At 37.3% G+C, this 20,884-nt stretch carries 19 protein-coding genes; 6 read left to right on the plus strand and 13 right to left on the minus strand.

The genetic code is table 11. The features are described 5' to 3' along the window. Positions 1–10: 10 nt before the first annotated feature. Complete coding sequence (locus tag AC1M9P_RS09175) at positions 11–964, minus strand: hypothetical protein (RefSeq protein ID WP_481587397.1); 954 nt, start codon at positions 962–964, stop codon at positions 11–13. A 128-nt stretch (positions 965–1,092) separates the two neighbouring features. Further along, on the minus strand, positions 1,093–2,007 hold the full coding sequence (gene lpxO / locus AC1M9P_RS09180) for a lipid A hydroxylase LpxO (RefSeq protein ID WP_035265982.1): 915 nt from the start codon (positions 2,005–2,007) through the stop codon (positions 1,093–1,095). Between the two features lie 505 nt (positions 2,008–2,512). On the opposite strand from lpxO, the gene fadB reads away from it, so the two are divergent. Beyond that, entirely contained in the window at positions 2,513–4,666 is a 2,154-nt protein-coding gene (gene fadB / locus AC1M9P_RS09185; protein WP_481587412.1) for a fatty acid oxidation complex subunit alpha FadB, read from the plus strand. A 12-nt stretch (positions 4,667–4,678) separates the two neighbouring features. Then, positions 4,679–5,851, plus strand: a complete 1,173-nt coding sequence (fadA, locus tag AC1M9P_RS09190; protein WP_035265978.1) for an acetyl-CoA C-acyltransferase FadA — start codon at positions 4,679–4,681, stop codon at positions 5,849–5,851. 47 nt (positions 5,852–5,898) lie between these two features. Here fadA and AC1M9P_RS09195 read toward each other — a convergent pair whose 3' ends face one another. From AC1M9P_RS09195 to AC1M9P_RS09205, 3 genes are all read right to left on the minus strand, one after another. After that, complete coding sequence (locus AC1M9P_RS09195; protein WP_481587398.1) at positions 5,899–7,053, minus strand: hypothetical protein; 1,155 nt, start codon at positions 7,051–7,053, stop codon at positions 5,899–5,901. Continuing rightward, positions 7,054–8,184 (minus strand): hypothetical protein, encoded by a 1,131-nt coding sequence (locus tag AC1M9P_RS09200; RefSeq protein ID WP_481587399.1) that lies wholly within the window; start codon positions 8,182–8,184, stop codon positions 7,054–7,056. 78 nt (positions 8,185–8,262) lie between these two features. After that, on the minus strand, positions 8,263–8,772 hold the full coding sequence (locus AC1M9P_RS09205) for a hypothetical protein (RefSeq protein ID WP_481587400.1): 510 nt from the start codon (positions 8,770–8,772) through the stop codon (positions 8,263–8,265). Positions 8,773–9,029: 257 nt separating this feature from the next. Between AC1M9P_RS09205 and AC1M9P_RS09210 the strand changes: the two genes are divergently transcribed. Further along, positions 9,030–10,025 (plus strand): Lnb N-terminal periplasmic domain-containing protein, encoded by a 996-nt coding sequence (locus AC1M9P_RS09210; protein ID WP_035265971.1) that lies wholly within the window; start codon positions 9,030–9,032, stop codon positions 10,023–10,025. 54 nt (positions 10,026–10,079) lie between these two features. Here AC1M9P_RS09210 and AC1M9P_RS09215 read toward each other — a convergent pair whose 3' ends face one another. Then, on the minus strand, positions 10,080–10,874 hold the full coding sequence (locus AC1M9P_RS09215) for a hypothetical protein (RefSeq protein ID WP_481587401.1): 795 nt from the start codon (positions 10,872–10,874) through the stop codon (positions 10,080–10,082). Positions 10,875–11,173: 299 nt separating this feature from the next. Between AC1M9P_RS09215 and AC1M9P_RS09220 the strand changes: the two genes are divergently transcribed. Next, complete coding sequence (locus AC1M9P_RS09220) at positions 11,174–11,887, plus strand: DsbA family oxidoreductase (protein WP_481587402.1); 714 nt, start codon at positions 11,174–11,176, stop codon at positions 11,885–11,887. Positions 11,888–12,315: 428 nt separating this feature from the next. Beyond that, entirely contained in the window at positions 12,316–13,512 is a 1,197-nt protein-coding gene (locus AC1M9P_RS09225; RefSeq protein WP_481587403.1) for a hypothetical protein, read from the plus strand. A 61-nt stretch (positions 13,513–13,573) separates the two neighbouring features. On the opposite strand, the gene AC1M9P_RS09230 is transcribed toward AC1M9P_RS09225, so the two are convergent. From AC1M9P_RS09230 to AC1M9P_RS09255, 6 genes are all read right to left on the minus strand, one after another. Next, positions 13,574–13,855 carry a hypothetical protein gene (locus tag AC1M9P_RS09230; RefSeq protein WP_481587404.1) on the minus strand — a complete coding sequence of 94 codons (282 nt, stop codon included), beginning with the start codon at positions 13,853–13,855 and terminating at the stop codon, positions 13,574–13,576. 220 nt (positions 13,856–14,075) lie between these two features. Beyond that, a complete protein-coding gene (gene htpG, locus AC1M9P_RS09235; protein WP_180028982.1) occupies positions 14,076–15,995 on the minus strand; it encodes a molecular chaperone HtpG in 1,920 nt (639 codons plus the stop codon). Between the two features lie 92 nt (positions 15,996–16,087). Continuing rightward, a complete protein-coding gene (locus tag AC1M9P_RS09240; RefSeq protein WP_481587405.1) occupies positions 16,088–16,435 on the minus strand; it encodes a lysozyme inhibitor LprI family protein in 348 nt (115 codons plus the stop codon). A gap of 131 nt (positions 16,436–16,566) precedes the next feature. Further along, positions 16,567–17,151 (minus strand): OmpW/AlkL family protein, encoded by a 585-nt coding sequence (locus AC1M9P_RS09245; RefSeq protein ID WP_481587406.1) that lies wholly within the window; start codon positions 17,149–17,151, stop codon positions 16,567–16,569. Positions 17,152–17,459: 308 nt separating this feature from the next. Continuing rightward, on the minus strand, positions 17,460–18,830 hold the full coding sequence (locus AC1M9P_RS09250; RefSeq protein ID WP_481587407.1) for a Na+/H+ antiporter family protein: 1,371 nt from the start codon (positions 18,828–18,830) through the stop codon (positions 17,460–17,462). Positions 18,831–18,922: 92 nt separating this feature from the next. After that, positions 18,923–19,801, minus strand: a complete 879-nt coding sequence (locus AC1M9P_RS09255) for an alpha/beta fold hydrolase (RefSeq protein ID WP_481587408.1) — start codon at positions 19,799–19,801, stop codon at positions 18,923–18,925. A gap of 124 nt (positions 19,802–19,925) precedes the next feature. Between AC1M9P_RS09255 and AC1M9P_RS09260 the strand changes: the two genes are divergently transcribed. Then, on the plus strand, positions 19,926–20,414 hold the full coding sequence (locus AC1M9P_RS09260; RefSeq protein WP_035265952.1) for a DUF4442 domain-containing protein: 489 nt from the start codon (positions 19,926–19,928) through the stop codon (positions 20,412–20,414). A gap of 62 nt (positions 20,415–20,476) precedes the next feature. On the opposite strand, the gene AC1M9P_RS09265 is transcribed toward AC1M9P_RS09260, so the two are convergent. Continuing rightward, a complete protein-coding gene (locus tag AC1M9P_RS09265; protein ID WP_035265949.1) occupies positions 20,477–20,833 on the minus strand; it encodes a hypothetical protein in 357 nt (118 codons plus the stop codon). Positions 20,834–20,884: the final 51 nt, after the last annotated feature.

The raw sequence follows: 20,884 nt of genomic DNA on the forward strand, positions 1-20,884 counted from the left end.
TTTAAACAAATCATCTTAAACCAGGAATCGTGACAAAGGATTCTGCTGCCGTTTTATTATAATACGTACACCCTTTTTCAATATTTGCCATTAATAACTGATAACGCTGTCTATTTTCTGCAACATCATCGTTCATTAGCAATTTTTCATAGAGCTTATATTCATCATCAGTCGTACGCTTCAAAGTTTGATGATATTCAGCAGGATATAGTTTGCTTTCAAATTCAATGGCTGTTGAATCATCTAAACTAATCTTCATACTGGTGTCAAAAATACTGCTAAAATTCATACCCATCCAACGATCTTTAGCAAGTTGAAATTTAACTATTGGATTTTTTTCATTTAAAAGATCAAGATACAGCAAGTTATCTTCATAAAATTGGTTAAAACTCTCTTCCAATGGTTCACTGGTGTTTGGATAGAGTTGTAAAAAATCTACTCGGTTTTGTTCTGCTTTCTTTCTATAACAATAGCTACCTGAAGAAAAATTTTTAAGACCATCTTTGGCGATAAACAATCTCACATTAGGGCTCAAATCATTTCGATCAATGTTGCGATAACCTGGTAAAACTGTATCAAAAACATTTTTACCCGATAGGTTTACACGCTCCATTTCGATATCCGTTTGGATGTCACCAATGATATTCATCGTCCAATGACTAGGACTATTCACACTGAGCGTATTTTGGGCTTGATCATAGGTTTGATAGATACGATTTCGCGTCACAATCACACTATTCAACGGTTTAAAACTATCCGTATAAGTAAATTGTCCATTTTGAAATTCAATATAGTTTAAGCCGAATCGATCGTTGGAATTATAGTAAATTGAATAGAGTTGATCACCGTTTCGAAATTGTGTACTCGGTGATGATTCATACGAATCTCCCGACCCACCGCCGCCACAGGCACTTAAAAAAAACGGTAAAACACTTAGTACTAATATTGTTTTTTTGAGATTCATTTGAATTTTCTTTTGTATATTTTACACACAAAAGCATAGCTTTTATTGAACCAATTCTCAATTTTAATTTACAGAATTTTAAGTAAAATTAAAAAATGCGCCCTGAGCGCATTTTGATCTAAATGGTCTTAAAACACATAAGGTCGAATAAAAATCAGGAAGAATATCCCTAACATCAAGAACCATTTTAAAAAGTAATATAACTGACGGTTCTTCGCTTTCAGTGCTTTTGCTTTCACACGCAAGCGATAAATATAACCAAATGCTTTGTTCAGACCACCCGTTTGATCACCTGCTTCATTCGGTGAACTTGCCGCAGTCATTACATTTTTACCAAACCAATGATTAAACCGCTCCATCCAACGTGTCTTTAAAGGACGCTCTACATCAGCAAAGAAAATAATACGATTTTGATCCGTCGTGTTTTCTGCATAATGAATGTAGGTTTCATCAAACACAACGCTTTCACCATCTCTCCATGAATATCGCTGACCATCTACATCAATAAAGCAACGATCATCATTTGGCGTCAACAACCCTAAATGATAGCGTAAAGATCCCGCATAAGGATCACGATGACGAACTAATCGACTATCAGGAGCAAGCTCAGTAAACATCGCTGCTTTAATGGTTGGCAATGTTTTAAGCAATGCTGTCGTTTTAGGGCACAGTTCTGCTGCTGAAGGATGTGCAGAGTCATACCATTTTAAATAAAAACGCTTCCAACCAGTTTTAAAAAATGAGTTAAAGCCTAGGTCATCATATTTTTCAGAGGCTTTGATCCCACCCTGCTCATATAAAGCTTTGGCTTCATCACGAATCATTTCCCAATTTTCATCTAACACTTTTAAATCTTTAAAATGCTGTGTGTCGATATAAGGCTGGTTTGGCACCTTAGAGAACATATACATCAAAAAATTAATAGGTGCCAAAATGGTCGAATGATCAAAGAATTGACGATAGAACGAATGTCGTACTTTTCCACGACGTTGAATATACAGTGCCGATATGATGAATATCGCGAGAATAATCCACTTGATCATTGATTGACTCGGTTTATCTTTGGTTAGCGGGTTAAATGAGGAGATGCTGCATCTAAATTGGAAGTGAATTGTTCCAATTTAGATGTATAGATAATCACGTAAATTGTATAACGACTACCCCAAACAACGAAACATTGTGTTCTACAAATAGACTTTTGATGGCTTTATATTTCAGTTTATTGACTTTTATGACGAAATTTAAAGTGCAAAATAACTTGAAATTACCTACCTACCCCAGATATAAGTTGAAGTGTTTTTAAATAAAATGCCAATTGAAACAATCGCTTTATTGTAAGAAGAACAAACTCTACATGCGCATCTGCTGTTTTATAACGCATGCTGGTGCAATAAATAGATGACCATTGCGTCACGGCTTGATACAACTTGTTATGTTCTTTTTCGATATAGTTATCGTAAGATTAGCGAAGCTTTAATGTGCGCAGGAAATACGCACTTGCTTCACAACATCAACTTAGAAGTCCTCCAAAAAAAAGGAGATCAGGGCATGATCCACGCTGGCAATGCCATTACCGTCCAAATGCTTTCGGACGGAATTGCAGAATTCCGCTTTGACTTACAAGGTGAGTCGGTTAATAAATTCAACCGCGCAACAATTGACGACTTTAAAGCTGCAATTGCTGCTGTTCAATCAAACGCTGAGATTAAAGGTCTTATCGTTACATCTGGTAAATCTACATTTATCGTTGGTGCAGACATCACTGAGTTTGGTGAAAACTTTGCGCAAGGCGAACAAGTCATTGTAGATTGGGCGATGCCTGTTCATGAAATCTTCAACTCATTCGAAGATTTAAATATTCCTAAAGTTGCTGCAATCAATGGTATGGCATTGGGCGGCGGTTTTGAAATGTGCTTGGTGTGTGACTATCGCGTGATGTCAGAATCAGCACAAGTTGGTCTTCCAGAAATTAAACTTGGGATCATTCCTGGTTTCGGTGGTACTGTTCGTCTAAGCCGTGTTATCGGTATCGATAACGCTGTTGAATGGATGGCAATGGCGAACCCGAAAAAAGCACCTGCTGCACTTAAAGATGGTGCGGTCGATGCGGTGGTTGCTGCTGATAAATTACAAGATGCTGCGATCTCTATCGTTAAACAAGCAATCGAAGGACGTTTAGACTGGAAAGCGAAGCGTCAAGAAAAATTAGATCCAATTAAGTTGAATCCATTAGAACAAATGATGGCTTTCAACTCGTCTAAAGGTGTGGTGCTTGCGAAAGCTAATCCTACACAATACCCTGCGCCAAAATTATTGCTTGATTCTATGCAAGCAGGTTCAAGCTTAGATCGTGCTGGTGCACTTCGCCAAGAAGCTGAACACTTTGCAAAAGCAGCGGTAACGCCACAAGCAGGTGCGTTGATTGGTTTATTCATCAACGACCAAGTTGTGAAGAAAACTTCGAAAAAATATGAACAAGGCGCTCACCCTGTAAATCAAGCTGCAGTACTTGGTGCAGGTATCATGGGTGGTGGTATTGCTTATCAAGCGGCAAGCAAAGGCACACCAATTATCATGAAAGATATTGGTAACCCACAACTTGCTTTAGGAATGAAAGAAGCAAACGGTCTTCTGACTAAACAAGTTGAACGTAAGAAAATCAAGCCTGCTCAAATGGGTGAAACGCTTGCACGTATCCGTCCGACATTAAGCTATGATGAGTTTAAAGAAGTCGATATCGTGATCGAAGCGGTAACTGAAAACCCGAAAGTGAAAGGCATCGTACTCAAAGAAACAGAATCTAAAGTACGTGAAAACACGATCATTGCATCAAACACTTCTACGATCTCAATCACGCGTTTGGCTGAAAACCTTGAACGTCCTGAGAACTTTGTAGGGATGCACTTCTTTAACCCAGTGCATATGATGCCTTTGGTTGAAGTGATCCGCGGTGAAAAAACTTCAGCTGAAGCGATTGCAACGACTGTCGTACTCGCTCAAAAAATGGGTAAAACTCCTATCGTTGTCAATGACTGCCCGGGCTTCCTTGTAAACCGCGTATTGTTCCCTTACTTTGGTGCGTTTGACCTTCTTCTTAAAGACGGCGCTGACTTCCAACAAGTCGACAAAGTGATGGAAAAATTTGGCTGGCCAATGGGTCCTGCATACTTAATGGACGTTGTCGGTATTGATACTGGCGTTCACGGTGCAGAAGTGATGGCTGAAGGTTTCCCTGACCGTATGAAGCCTGATTTCAAAGGTTCAATCCAAACAATGTATGAAGCACAACGTCTTGGTCAAAAGAACGATGTTGGTTTCTACAAATATGAATTGGACAAGAAAGGCAAGAAAGCAAAAACTGTTGATCCAACAGCGTATGACGTGATTGCTTCTGTCGTGACTGGTGAAAAACGTGAATTTGATTCTCAAGAGATCATTGACCGTATGATGATTGCTTTCTGTAACGAAACTGTTCGTTGCTTAGAAGACAACATCGTTGCAACACCAAACGAAGCAGATATGGCAATGATCATGGGTGTAGGCTTCCCTCCATTCCGTGGTGGTCCATGCCGTTACATCGATCAAACTGGTGTAGCTGAGTATGTTGCGCTTTGCGACAAGTATGCGCATTTAGGTAAGGCTTATGAAGCGCCACAAATGTTGCGTGACATGGCTGCTAACAACAAAAAATTCTACGGTTAAGGAGCAACGTGAATGGCTACTTTAAATCCACGTGACGTTGTCATCGTTGATGGCGTACGTTCAGCAATGGGTAAAACCAAAAATGGTATGTTCCGCAATGTACGTGCCGATAACTTATCTGCTGAATTAGTTCGTGCATTGGTTGCTCGTAACCAGTTTGATGTGAACGAAGTTGAAGATGTGATCTGGGGTTGTGTGAACCAGACTCTAGAGCAAGGCATGAACATCGGTCGTAACATCGTGTTATTGGCAGACTTACCAAAAACTGTTGCAGGTCAAACTGTTAACCGTCTTTGCGGTTCTTCAATGCAAGCAATTCATACCGCAGCTGCTCAAATTGCGACAAACCAAGGTGATATCTTCATCATTGGTGGTGTTGAGCACATGGGCCACGTTGGCATGATGCATGGTATCGACTTGAACCCACAAGCATCTAAACATTATGCGAAAGCATCTAACATGATGGGCTTAACGGCTGAAATGTTAGGTCGTATGAATGGCATTAGCCGTGAAGAGCAAGACGCTTTTGGTGTTGAATCTCACCGTCGTGCTTGGGCTGCTACTCAAGAAGGTCGTTTCAAAAACGAAATCATTGGTGTTGAAGGTCATGATGCAAATGGGTTCAAAATCCTATGTGATGTAGACGAAGTGATTCGTCCAGATGCGAACCTTGAAGCATTTAAAGCGTTACGTCCTGTGTTTGACCCTAAAGGCGGTACAGTGACTGCTGCTACATCATCAGCGTTGTCTGACGGTGCATCTGCAATGTTATTGATGTCTGCTGAGCGTGCGCAAGCATTAGGTCTTAAGCCACGTGCTGTAATTCGCTCTATGGCGGTTGCAGGTTGTGATGCTGCGATCATGGGTTATGGTCCAGTTCCAGCAACTCAAAAAGCGCTTAAACGTGCTGGCTTGAGCATTGGTGACATTCAAACTGTTGAGTTAAACGAAGCATTTGCTGCTCAAGGTCTTTCAGTATTGAAAGGTCTAGGTTTACATGACAAACAAGACATCGTGAACTTAAACGGTGGTGCGATTGCGCTTGGTCACCCATTGGGTTGTTCTGGTGCTCGTATCACAACGACGTTGTTAAACGTGATGGAACAACAAGATACACAAATCGGTCTTGCGACGATGTGTATTGGTTTAGGTCAAGGTATCGCAACTGTGATCGAACGTGTTTAAGTTTTTAAATACGTGACCAAAGAAAACCCCGCTTATTGCGGGGTTTTTTATGAGAATAACTGTTCAAAATCTTTATCTGCAAATATACAAGATAAAGTTGTAGTCAACAGTGGCAATCCGTAATTATATACAAATTCATAATGAGATTCATTAGACTCAAAGATGAATTCACCAAGCTTATTATGTGCAATACTACATCTAATTCTATAAATCCAATATCCATTAATACGTCTTATTATATTTATAAAATCTTGTTTCTGCGTCGGTTTGGAAAATGCAACATTCTCATCACATGCTATATTAAAAAAATCATCTAAACTAATACAGCCACTTTGATTTGACTTAATTGCAAACTTCTTAAACTTTTCCCAACGCACTATATCGGATAACGGATTAGAGGACTTTGAGTATTTTTGTAGAAACTCTTCACATAAATTTTCATTATTGGCAAACCCATCCACAATAATCTTCAAATATTTCTCATCAATTTTTGAATATTTATCAATAATATAGACTATAGTTTCAAACTCGTTTTTTCCTAAATCCTTATAAATACTATTAATATTATTAATACTCGATATATCAATTTTTTGTATAGCCTTAACCATTATTAAATTAAATAACAATTCAATCTGATGGTACGTTTTTAGATATTTATCAAAAGGTGAAACAGAAATTAAATTATTTATAGAAGTATTTTTATGAAATGGTGTTGGAAATTTAAATATATTTTCAGGTATTTCAATTTCACTTATCTGGGGTACAAAATTATGACTTTTAGAATCATGTGAATATTTACCCCAAAAACTTGAAGTCTCATAAAAATCTCTAATATATTTAATTAAAAAATCCTCTTTAATTAAAACAAAATTTTTTTCAAATTTTACAGAATCAAGATTTTCTCCTAAAATTTTTTTTGAAATTAAATATATAATTTCTGAGGAAGTTAAATCGCTAAAATCATAAATATTTTTATTAATATCAGTTATTAACAATGCACCAATTTCACTTCCATCATATTTTAAAGTGATGCTCTTTTCATGTCGTATAAGCTCATCTACCTCTTCAACATCTATTAAGACTAATCCATCGACTACTACATACATTGAATCATTAAAAGTTACTTTTTTAATTATGATATTACGGTTAGTTTCACCGAGGCTATCTAAGTATCGATCCTTTAAACTATCAAGTTGTTGCATTTAGATAGCCGCCATATCCCAACAAGCTTTAAAATCAAAATCACCATCAGACTTCAAATACTCTTTAAACATTAAAAATATATATTTTCTTCTAGCTGAACCTATATTTAGTTTTTTAGAATTAATACCTTTTAAAAGATTTTCATAAGTATCTAAATTAAAATAATCATAAGGGGCACCCTGCTCAATTAAATTATGTAATGAATTAATCATTTTATCTAAAGTTGAGAAAACCTTATCCTGCATATTATTTTTTACTAGTAAACCAGTTGCAGCAAAAAAACTTACAATAACGTTATCAGAACCTAACCACATATGCCCATCATCTATGTTTGGTTCATCTTGATATAATTGCCAAACAAGCCCATCAATAACTTTAAATTTATTTAATATTTTTATAAAAGTATCAAAATCTTCATTTATTTTTTCTTTACTTGACTCGAAAATTTCATTGTTTTTGATTTGATCGTTAACAATATTTTCACTGTCTTGTTCTGGAGAAGCTTTAAGAAACGAATAGTAAGCCGCGGCTATATTATTTAATGGATATTTATTGGCAGATGTTCGTCGAGCACCATCTCTTTCTGTAAATAGCTCAATACCATCTACATTTTCTTGTATAGTTTGCTTAGTAGTTGCAAAAAGTAAATCAATTTGATGACGCATCGACATTGCTTTTTGACCAGAGTTTAATACAATCATTCTATATACGATGTTTTTAAGATCTAACTCTAACCAATACTCTAAAAGTAAGCTTTGCCCTTCTTTAAATTCAACATTATTTTCTTTCAACTCTTTTAAAATATACGTACGTTGTAATCCATCTAAAATATCTACTATGCCATCCTCTGAAGATAAGCTTTTCTCTAACTTATCTATATCCTCTATATTCTTTACAATATCCTCTACAAGATCATGCTTTACAGCTAAAGTTATTGAAGGCAGTAATGCTCCTTCAATAATATCCTGTTTCAATCGACCATATCCTTTGTGATTTTCTTTTTTTCTTTGTAATTCAAAATTTTGAAAATCATCACCCACAATTTTTAGATACTTTTCAGGACTTACCTGACAATAAACAACATCAGTATTACTTTTTAAATCTCTTGCCTTTCCAATGACTTTAAACATGTTGTATCCTGTATTTTTACTACAAGTTTATATAATGCTTATAATTATACCCTAAAAGAATAATATGATTATTAGAATTTATTTAATACCACCACGCCATTGATCACCAAACAACTGATTTAAACGTTGCTCATCAAAGGTCACTGGAATCACGCCTCCTCCCTGACGTACATGATTCAATGCTTTTTCCCGATCAATCCCTAAAGGCTCTAACATTCTAAAAATGCCTGAACTCGGATCATTCGACTGTAAACCTGCTGCAACAGACAAAACATACTGCTGCTGTAAAGGTGATAGATGACTCATATCAGGCACTGGGGTTTTTGGTTGAATATTCAGTGCAGGTGAACTTTGCTCTAAAGCAGCATTTTGAATATCCTGTTCTTTTTTGATCACTTGATGTTGCAAAGATTGACGCACCTTTTGATCTTCTTGAAAAGGTGTAACAGTCGTCACAACTTCATCACGTAAGTCATCGTCCGCCAACAATTGAATTGAAGGCAGGCTCGCAATATTTTCGGCATGAGTCAAACTCATCAGCAAAGCTGAGATCACACCGAACATCAAACATAATTTAGAATTAGTCATAAGCAAGACTCTGACATGCATCGTTCAAATCGAGCACCAAGAAAGAAGAATAACTAAACAAATAGAGCTATTATTTATCTAAACTACACCAATTTATTTACGTATTCATCAGCACTCAGATAAATGGTTTCAAGTGTTTTTTAAAGGTTTTGCTAAGCAACTGAATTTCAAGACTCGGTCTGATTTTACAAATATGGACTTCAAAGCTTAACTTCAATTCATTATAAAAATAGAAAACTCATACATATCCATCAGCCATGAAAACTAAAATAAAAAACAGCCTACTCGTTATATTTTTATGTCTCACATCACTCTGGGCAATCTTATTCATTTGGACACATCAGCCTGTTAATGCCATTTTCACTTATGCACTAATCTTGTTTTGGGTTGGACTTGCCATCATTACAGGGATATTCCATTTCAAGCAACACAGCTATAAGCCCTATTTCACATGGGCGTATTTGATTATTTTTTTGATTGCCATGATTAGCTTTTTTTCCTTAGAGCCGCGCAATGATCGCGTTTGGCAGGATGAAACCGACAAAATTATTCAATTCCAATTCAAAGATGGCAAAGTGGAATTACAGAATGTCAGAAATTTTATTTGGCACAGTGATAAAGACTACGTGACGCGATGGGAAACACGACAATACGATTTAGAAAAGTTAGATCGTATAGATTTAGTGGTATCTCATTTTATGCAAGGTCCTATTGCGCATGTTTTTATTACATTTGGTTTTGATGGTGGCGAACATCTCGCATTTTCTTTAGAGGTTCGTCAGGAAAAGGATGAAGGTTTCTCCACCATTGGCGGTTTTTTTCGGCAGTATGAATTGGCACTGGTCGTAGGCGATGAAAATGATTTGATTTATACCCGCTCAAATATTCGCGAAGAAGATGTCTATATTTATCCAATTCAAATGAATCAAACCGAAATTCAGATGTTGTTTTTAGAATTCCTGAACAAAGCCAATCGGCTAAATCATACCCCAGTTTGGTATAACACCTATATCAGCAATTGTACGACCATCTTGTTTGATTTATTAGAACATGCAGTAGGACAAATTCCACGAGATTATCGCGTGACCTTACCAGGCTTAATTCCAAACTATTTATATGACAAAAAAGTCCTCGATAATGGTATCACCTTAGATCAATGGAAAGAAAAAGCACATATTAATCCTAAAATTGAGCATGTTCATGATGTACATTTACTTTCAAGTAAAGCATTCTCTGCTTTACTCCGTGAGTAAAACAGGCGTCCATTGTTTATAACCACGCTGAAAGAAACAACCAAGAAAGAATGTTTATTGCGTTTCTTCCTGAACAACGGGTTCAGAACTTGGACTTTGATTCACTGTTTGTGCTTCAATCACTTCGGCATTTTGATTTTTTAACTGATCAATTTCGCGTTGTAATTGATTTAATTCGCGATATAACTCGTTAAAGCGATTCACACTGAGATCACTTTTAAATAGGATCATTTCATTACGGCGTTGCCAGTCATGATTCTTCAAAAACTCAAACATTTCTTCAGCTTTTTTTGTGATCTTAAGTTCTAAAGCAAACAAAGCTTGATCATTATTATGCTGTCGGCTGAATTTTAACTTTTCTTTCATTGGCTCACGCAAGTCTGCTTTCATCTCCAAAGCATCAAGCGCTTGTAAAGCTGTCGCATAAATTTGTTGGTCACGCGTTTGATATTCAGATTGAATTTTTTTCACTTGGACAAATATCTTTTCGGTGTCTTGATATTTATTCTTTTTATCTAATTCTAGGCGACGAACGTTCAGAAACTCATCCCACTTGGCTTGATCTAACTCACGTAAATACATATTTCGTGATTCAATATTGTCTACCCAATACTTCAAAATAAATTCAGAAAGTACCTTATAGTCACCATCCAAACGCTCATCTTCAACTTTAAAATTCAGAGGGGTTTTCCAATCCTTCGCTTGAACATAAAGCTGCTCAATTTTTTCCGTCATCACCAAATCAAATTGTTGACGTTGCACTTCATCATTTTTTTCATTTTGCGCGTAGGCACAATAACCAAATAATAAGGTCACCATGACGATAACCACCGCTAAAATTCCGCGCATCTCAAACTCCTATCCTTTTTTTTGTTTGAGTAATGAATCACTTGCGAACAATGACAAGCACATGATGTGTATTGTATAGCATATTTTTTAAGCAGAAATAGGAATGAATTTAGTGGATATTGCTGTGATTTTGTCGATTTATTCGTGATTCTGTGATCAAGTTTCAATAATTTATTACGCAAAATTCATATTTTCGACAGAAATATATCGGATTGAAACTCTGCGTTTCAGATTTAGACCTTTAATTTTGTTGTCATTGCCCACACTATAGATTCATAAATGATGATTAGAGATTTTTTATGCGTGTAGATGTGTGGTCAGATGTAGTATGCCCTTTTTGCTATATCGGAAAAAAACGTTTAGAAGCAGCAGCTGCTGCAACTGGTGTAGAACTTGAAGTCCATTGGCACAGTTTTCAGCTAGATCCTGATGCACCGCCACGTCAAGAAGTCTCAAATAGCGAACGTTTAGCATTAAAATATGGGCGTACTGTCGCTGAAGTTGAAGAAATGCAACGCAATATTGCGGAAATGGCAAAAGCAGAAGGCATCGAGTTCAATTGGGAAAATGCCAACTCAGGAAATACATTCAACGCCCATCGAATTATTCATCATGCACAAAGCTTAGGATTGGGTTCGGAAGCAAAAGAAGCCTTTTTTTATAGCTATATGACCCAAGGTTTAGCCATTGGCGAGCGTGAAACCCTCGAAGATGTTGCTTCGCGCATTGGTTTAAATCCAGTTGAAGTGGATGATATTTTGGATTCTGATCAATATGCCGATTTTGTCCAATTTGATGAAGAACTTGCACGTGATCAATTGAAAGTGACTGGCGTACCATTCTTTGTATTCGATCAGCGTGTAGCTTTAGCTGGTGCTCAACCGACTGAAGTCTTCCAAGATGTGATTAACAAAGTATTAACAACTGCCAATGAACAAACAGATCAACCCACTGTTGAAGATGCAGAAACTTGTACTGATGAGCATTGTGAAGTACCACCAAGCAAATCATAAAACACCTTCGACAACCTAAATACTGGTTTAAGGTTGCATGACTTAAGCCATATTTAGACTGTTATAAAAATAGAATTCAGCGTTGCATAAACAAGCCTATTCAAGTGAATCGGAACTGAATATACTTCATGTATAGATTCACTGCATGACTCTATACATGGTAAATTTTTATAGACCTCTTTCCCCAAGGAGGTCTTTTTTTATCTATAAAACAATCATTTAATAAAATTATTTCAGTTTCAAGTCTTCTCATTATCTGTTCCAATTTTAAATCACTTCAAATTCATTGTTGTTTATTGTGAATTTTGTTGAACAATTCATTAGAATAGATCAAACATTGATTTTTAATAATATCACGATGCTTAAGCCCATTTTTAATTTTATAAATAAATTCAGTGGCTTAACAATGAAAATGACTTAGAGCGAATATGAAAAGAATCATGCAGCAATTCAAACCGTCAACCTTAAGTCTTGTCTTAAGTTGTAGCTTTTTAAGTACTTTCGTGTATAGCCAAGATCAGATAGATCACTTGACTGATCCTTATCAAACAGATGAAATCAGTGTCAGTAGCGAATTCTCTACTTTAGACTATCCTTTAGAATTTCAACAAAAAGATTGGCCAACATCGGATGAAAATAGCTTAGGTTGGATTAACTACGTTCCTCGCATGGTAGATTCAACCCCCACTCTATTCCCTGAACAATCCAATAAAAAAATATACGCCCCGACCCAAGCGACTGAAGATTTATCATGGATTGACCGACGTCAAAAATCGATTCGCCACTGGGCAGACCGAACCGCTCAGCGAATCGATGGTTGGTTTGGTGAAGGTTATGAAGATGAAACCGCCAAAGCAACGCTACGTGTAATCTTTGATAATAAATGGAATAAGTATGATGATTACGAATTCAAGCCACGTATACGCGGTAAAATCGACTTACCAACCTTAGAGCGTAAATTAAGTTTAGTCTTTGGTGATGATTCACTGGATAATGAAATTGACAACAATATTGCCATTACCAATGAAAATCCTGCTGGTGATCCCGACAAAAATGTCGACACTAAGCGAATCCGTGAAGATAACAGTTCGATCGCATTACGTTGGTCACAACTGTCTGATAAGTTACCTTTCGATTTAGATGCTGATTTAGGTATTCGATCTGGAGATGACATTTATGCCCGCTTGAAGGCAAAAAAAGATTGGACTCTCGGGAATGATTTTTCCTTTCATGCTGAACAAATCTATCGTTATGGTATAGATAGTGAAAATTATCTAAGAACCAATTTGGAACTCACCCACGCACGTCCAAATGAAGCGTTTATTTCAAATCAGCTTTATCTAACTTATGCAGATGAGCAGGATGATGATTGGACTTGGGATAATCGTACCTATCGCCAACATCAGTTTTTCCATGATAACCGCTTTAACTATGGTATGTATGTGGGTGGTTATTACAACAACGATGATTTACGTATGAACAGTTGGGGACCTTTTGTTTCTTGGCGCCAACCCTTATTCCGCGAATGGTTCTTTGTTCAAGGTGATCTTAACTATTTTAATGACAAGCGTGAAGATCGATCACACTATCCTCGTGCATTAGTTCGTCTTGAAGCTAGATTTTAGCGCTCGATAATAGTCATAAAAAAAGCCCATCACTGATGGGCTTTTTTTGGATCTTAGATTCTCAAATGACAGGCTTTTGAATCATGATACGATCATTACGTGTAATACGTGTTTTTTTAGGCACCACTTCAGCTTCAGTTTTAGGTAAAACATAACCGACACGATCTGTGCGTGCGATACGTTTACTATCCACAAAAGGATTAATATCAAACTGTGGAATTTGATGCTTCACCACGGTTACACGATCATTTCGAACAATTTTTTTCACATCTTGTTCTGCATAAGAGACATTGGTTAAGCTCAGACAAAACATGCTAAATGCGAGCATCATTGAAGTTTTCATAGAATATTCCCAATATTTAATGATCGCTATTATAGATTAATTATTATTGTTTAATATGTTTTACAAATCAAAACTTGGACGTATTTTTTTATCATTAACATCGAAAAAATTTATCTAGTTTAACCCAAAGCTTAAATAGTTCCTTTTACATCCTACGACGGCGCTGCATAAAAAAAGCCTATCCGAAGATAGGCTTTGGATCACAATTTAAAATATGCGCTTATTTCAATAATAAGCTGTTAATGCGTTTTAAATATGCAGCTGGATCTTCTGGTAAACCACCTTCCGCAATCATCGCTTGATCAAAAATCACATTTGCAAGATCGTCAAATTGTGCTGAACCATCCAATTTTTTCACTAATGGATGCTCAGGGTTAATCTCTAAAATTGGCTTGCTTTCTGGGACTGCTTGACCTGCTTGTTTTAACATGCGAATCAACTGTGGAGACAATTCGCCTTCACCAGTTACCAGACACGCTGGAGAATCAACCAAACGAGTGGTTACGCGCACTTCTTTGGTTTTGTCTTTTAATGACTCAGACAACTTTTCAACCACAGGTTTAAACTGCTCAGCCGCCGCTTCTAATGCCTTTTTCTCTTCAGCATCCTGTAAATCACCTAAGTCTACAGCACCTTTTGCGACATTCTGCATTGGTGTCCCGTCAAACTCATGAACAAATTCCATTGCCCATTCATCTACACGTTCAGTCATTAGCAGAACATCGATGCCTTTTTTCTTGAATAATTCAAGTTGTGGCGAGTTTTTAGCAGCGGCTAAGCTTTCCGCCGTTACATAATAAATCGCCTTTTGACCTTCTTTCATTGCTGCTTTGTAGTCAGCCAATGAAGTGGTGACCTCATCATTGTTTGAAGTTGCAAAGCGTAGAAGCTTCAAAATTCGGTCACGATTGGTGAAATCTTCACCCAAACCTTCTTTTAAGACAGAACCAAACTCAGCATAAAACTTCTTAAATTTCTCTTGATCTGCTTCATCTTCAGATTTAGCTAAAGTATCTAAAGTTGTTAAGATTCGACGTGTGTTACCTTCACGGATGGTTTTAACATCTCGACTTTCTTGAAGTAATTCACGACTCACATTCAACGGTAAGTCTGCGCTATCCACAACACCTTGAACGAATCGTAAATAGTTCGGGATGAGATTATCTGCATCATCCATGATGAAGACACGTTTCACATAGAGCTTGATACCTGCTTTCGCTTCACGTGAGAAAATGTTGTGCGGTGCTTTACTTGGGATATACAGTAATTGCGTATATTCAGTGCTCCCTTCTACACGGTTATGCGCCCAAGTAATCGGTGCTTCAAAGTCGTGACTTAAGTTTTTATAAAACTCAATATACTGTTCTTCAGTAATGTCATTCTTACTACGTGTCCACAATGCGCTGGCAGAATTGATCGCCTCCCATTCACCCGTTTTGACATACTGGCCTGGTTTCGCTTCTTCGCCCTCAGCTGCTTCTTCTTGTTGCCATACCTCTTTTTCCATTTGAATTGGTAAACTGATATGGTCTGAATATTTATTGATAATTTGCTTTACTTTATAACTTTGCAAATAATCTAATGCGTCTTCGCGCAAGTGTAGAATAATATCTGTACCGCGACCTTCTTTTGTAATTTGCTCAACTTCAAATTCGCCTGTACCACCACTGATCCAACGTACACCTTCTGAAGCTTCAGCCCCTGCACGACGTGATTCAACTGTGATTTTATCAGCGACAATAAAGCCAGAATAAAAACCGACACCAAACTGACCAATTAACTGTGCATCTGACTTTTGATCACCGGTTAATTTAGACATAAAGTCTTTAGTACCAGATTTAGCAATCGTACCCAAATTATCAATAGCTTCTTGTTGGCTTAAACCAATACCGTTGTCTGAAATGGTGATGGTTTTATTATCTTTATCCAATTGTACGCGAACACGTAAATCTGGATCATTTTCATAGTATTCAGGATGATTAATCCCTTCAAAACGTAATTTATCACATGCGTCTGAAGCGTTTGAAATTAGCTCACGAAGGAAAATTTCTGGATTTGAATAAAGTGAATGCGTCACTAAATGTAAAAGCTGAGCAACTTCCGCTTGGAAACTATGTTTTTGTGTATTCTGCTCGCTCATAAACTACTCCTTAAACACATCAAAACAATTTTTTTGAATGCTTAATGAATGGTGTAGCTTCTAATTTTTTCAATGGTCAAAATTAAATTTTTTTAAAAAGGACCTTGTTTGTAAATTCGATCAAGATGTATTTCTAGTTTTTGCTGACGCATTTGATAGACATGATTTAAGCATTGCAAATTTGCTTGGCATTGATCACGTAATTCCAGCCATTTGACTTGTTCATTCTGAATGATTGATCGCATTCCCATCGGTACTAAACGACGTAGAATTTGATAAGTCGTAGCCATTTTAACATCTGCATCATTCAGGATACGATGTTCACAAACAGCTTTCTCAGTTTCGGACTGCGCCTTTTTGCAATCAAAACTCGCTGCAAATACTGGAACACTTCCACATGCAGCCAGTACAATGATGAGTTTTATGAATTGGTTCTTCATGCATACTACTCGGTTATGAGCTTTCTAGATTATTGAAAAAAATTGTTTTTTTATATGGTATTTTCTACCTGTTATAGTACAACACATAAAAAAAGCCCTATTGAATAATAGGGCTAGGAGCAACTTTATTTTTAGAATTTGTAGCTGTAACCAATGCTATAGATGACTGGATCTATATCTAGCTTGAACTTTGTTGTTCCATCTACATTCACTTCAGGGTTCAAATCTGCATAACGTACGTCAGCAAATACACCCCAGTTTTTTGCATCAGCTGGTTGGAAATTGAAACCTAACTGCGCTGCATAACCAAAATCTTCTTTTACACTTTGAACGCCTTGCTCATCCCAAGCGATAAATGCTGTTGCACCAAGACCAACATATGGTGTAAATCCCGAGGTATTTTTAAAATGATATTTCGCAGTCAGTGTTGGTGGTAAATGTTTAATCGTCACTGCATCAGCGCCATTAATCAAAACATCATGGCGAACTGGTGTGGCTAATAATAATTCAGCAGAAATTTGATCATTAAAGAAATATTCCACCGAAGGGGTAAAAGCAAATTCATCATCGGCTTCCACTTTAGCTCCTCCTAGAGCAGCCACAGTGGTATCTTGCGTTGGAGAAATTGCAGATGCACCTACCTTAAGTTGCCATTCTCCTGCCAGCGCATTTGCTGACATCCCAACTAAAACAATCAGTGCAATTTTATTTAACATTATTATAACCTCTGAAAGAAATATCTAAATAAACCACTATTTAAATATAATAAACATGCCAAAAATTAATATGCAACTCTCAAAAATTAAATAAAATACATTTTATTTATAAATAACTGATTATAATAATAATTTATTTTAAATCATACCAATTTAGTCAATTATAAAACCATCAATTATTTTAAATAACCTATTAATCATATTATTTTACTCGGAATTTTTTATTTAATCCTACTATTTTAATCTGATTTAAAATAAAAAAGGCGATTATATTAATCGCCTTTTATTCAATCATTTTTTAAATGTAGTTATAGGACCATTGCCGCGATCCAACCAAAAATCATCAATGGAATATTGAAATGAATAAATGTCGGAATCACACTGTCTTTCATATGATCATGTTGACCATCCATATTCAAGCCTGATGTTGGTCCTAAAGTCGAGTCTGAAGCTGGAGAGCCTGCATCACCTAGAGCTGCAGCAGTACCTATGAGCGCAATTGTTGCTGCTGGACTAAAACCAAACTGAATACATAATGGGACATAAATGATTGCAAGAATTGGCACTGTGGAGAATGATGATCCTATACCTAGTGTAATTAACAATCCGATGAGTAACATCCAGAATGCTGCCCAACCTTGACTATCACCAATCCATGCGACTGAAGCCTCAACTAGCGTTGGAACCTGACCAGTAGCGCCGATCACGGCTGCAAAACCTTGTGCTGCGATCATAATAAAACCCACGAGTGCCATCATACGCATACCAGTAATGATGACATCGTCAGCTTCTTTCCACTTGAAAATACCTGCACAGCTTAGGATCGCCACGCCGACTAAACCAGCTAAAATCATCGAATCAGAATACAATTGCACTGCAAGCGTTGCTAAAACAGCAACCCCCGCCATATAAATCGTAAATTTAGAAACCTCCGGTTTCGCAGAACCTTCTCGAACACCCATTTCACCCGAAATGCTTTGTGGTTGTTCTTCGACATGAATGTCACGATATTCTCGTGGTTTACGATAGCTATAAAACACTGCGATTAATAAACCTACGAACATCCCAAACACAGGAATCGCCATCGCAGAAGGGATTTGATCATAATCAATTTGGAAGCCAAGTGGTTCACCAAAAGTATTGATGTTTTGACCTAAAATATCATTTAGGAAAATTGCACCAAAACCGACTGGGATCAACATATAGGTTGCACATAAACCAAATGTGAGTAGACATGCAACCAATCGTCGATCAAGCTTTAAATGGTTGAATACCATCAATAATGGTGGAATCAATACAGGAATAAAAGCAATATGCACGGGAATTACGTTTTGAGAACAAACAGCCGCTATTGCAACCGTTGCAAAGATGGCATATTTGACACGATTTTGTATTTTAAGATTAGCCTCACCTTTAAGTGAATTAATCATTTTATATGCTAGAAGATCTGGCAAACCTGAACGAGCCAAAGTTAAGGCAAATGCACCAAGTACACCATAAGCTAAAGCAATCTGGGCACCCTTGCCTAAACCACCATTAAACGCTTCCATAGTGCCTTGTAAACCAAGACCAGCCAATAGGCCTCCTGTTACAGCACCAATGATCAGTGCAAATACCACAGGCACACGAGCCAAAGAGAGGCCAAACATGACCCCAATGGCAGCAAGAATTGCAAACATAAGAAATAGGAATCAGACAAAAAAACTATTTTATCAGAATTTGTTTGTAATAAATCTGCTCATCAGGGGTTGAAACCTTCACTCGTCAGATTCTATTCGCCTTGCGCATTTTTTTTTGCAAATTGTTTAATATACGATGCGATCTCTTGTGCACGACTTAAAACTGCCCAGTGATTCGCATCTACCTCAACACGTTCAAAACCTGTCGCCCATTTTGGAATTTCATCAATCAACTCAGGACTTACATATTTATCACGTTTTAAGACCACCGCTTGAACGGGACAAATCGCATGACGTTGACGAGGCATCGTTAGACGTGGAATAAAGTTCGCGCGATACAGTGCCACACCATACTCACCATCCTTAGAGATATTTTGGTTTACAGGTAAGCCTTTTGTATCTTCAAGAATTTCAAATATTTTGCCCCAGCGATCTGGATTGAGAAAATTCCACATCGTCGGTGCAACTACGGGTAGCTGAAATAGTACGATGTACCAAGACTTAATCAATTGCTTAAAGAACTTTGGTTTTTGATGTTTGAATTGTTCACGCATCCAATAAGCAGCATGGTCCAAGCATGGTCCAGATATAGTGGTATATGAAAGAATACGACCTTTAAATTTAGATTCTGTTACGGATTCCCATGTTTGAATTGAGCCCCAATCGTGTGCTGCCACATGAAAGTTTCGATTTGGCAACAGATGATTTACCACACTCTCCAAATCCAAAGACAGTTGAGCTAATGCATAAGCGCGAATCTTTTTCGGTACGCTCGATTGACCAGCGCCACGCACATCATAAGTTACAACAAAATAATCTTCGATTAAATTCGAAATGATTGGTTCCCATACTTCTTGATTGTCTGGATAACCATGCACAAGCACCAATGCCGGCTTATTCCGATCTCCCCATGTTTTAGCATAGAGTTTTTGTTGATCTGTCGTGTTAATCCAATGCGATTCAAATTGCATAATATGCTCAACCTTTTTTGTTATTGATTGACCGTTTTCTTGGTCTACGATGATTTTCGATCAATGCCAGAATATTTTTTGTACTTTAGTATGCTAACTAATGAAATAAAAATAATTGACCTAAATGAGTATTTTGAAAAAGCTAACGACAATTCCGTTAATCTCCAAGTATATGTTTAATAGCTTTGCACCCTTTCAAGGCGCAGGCATTACTATCGATAAAATCGACTTAAAAAATCATCATATTCGTGTAAAAATGCCACTTACACGAAAAAATAAAAATATTGTGGGTGTCCACTTTGGCGGTAGCCTTTATTCTATGGTTGACCCATTCTATATGACATTACTCATGTATCACTTAGGTGATAAATATATTGTTTGGGATAAGGCTGCAAGCATCGATTTTTTAACTCCTGGTCGTAGCACTGTTTATGCAGATATCCGCATTGATTCCAGTGAAATACAACTCATCAAAGAGCTCGCTAGCAATCATGCTCCTGTTTACCGTAACTATACTGTGAATATTATGGATGAATCAGGCTTACGGATCGCAGAAGTTCACAAAACTGTGTATATCCGTCGCAAGAAGGCAAAAGCCACACGTTTCCGTTAATAAAAAAAGCGCTCTATGAGCGCTTTTTTTTATCACTTTAGCAAATTAACGATTATTTTGTTCTATCGCTTTTGCTCTATCGCTGCTCCTGCACCGCCGCCAATTGCACCACCAATTGCAGCGCCAGAGTTACCACCAAAAATACTTTTACCGACTGCAGACCCGATTGCACCGCCTACACCACTATAAGTGGCATTACGATCTGAGCCCCCTTGAGCTTTACTACCTACAGCGGCACCTGCACCACCACCAAGCGTTGCACCAACACCACCACCAACATTATTACCAACACCACCACCAAGTGCGCCGCCTGCAGCAGCTGCACCAATACGCTGTTGATTCGGCGTCATGCTTTCACAACCTGCAAGTAGCATTGTAGATACGGTTGCCATCGCCATGACAGCTGTTAACTTTTTCATCTTGATGTCCCTCTTTGTCTATTTATATAAGCATATCGCGATCTAGAGAAT

Source organism: Acinetobacter sp. 25-47-122, from assembly GCF_056779695.1.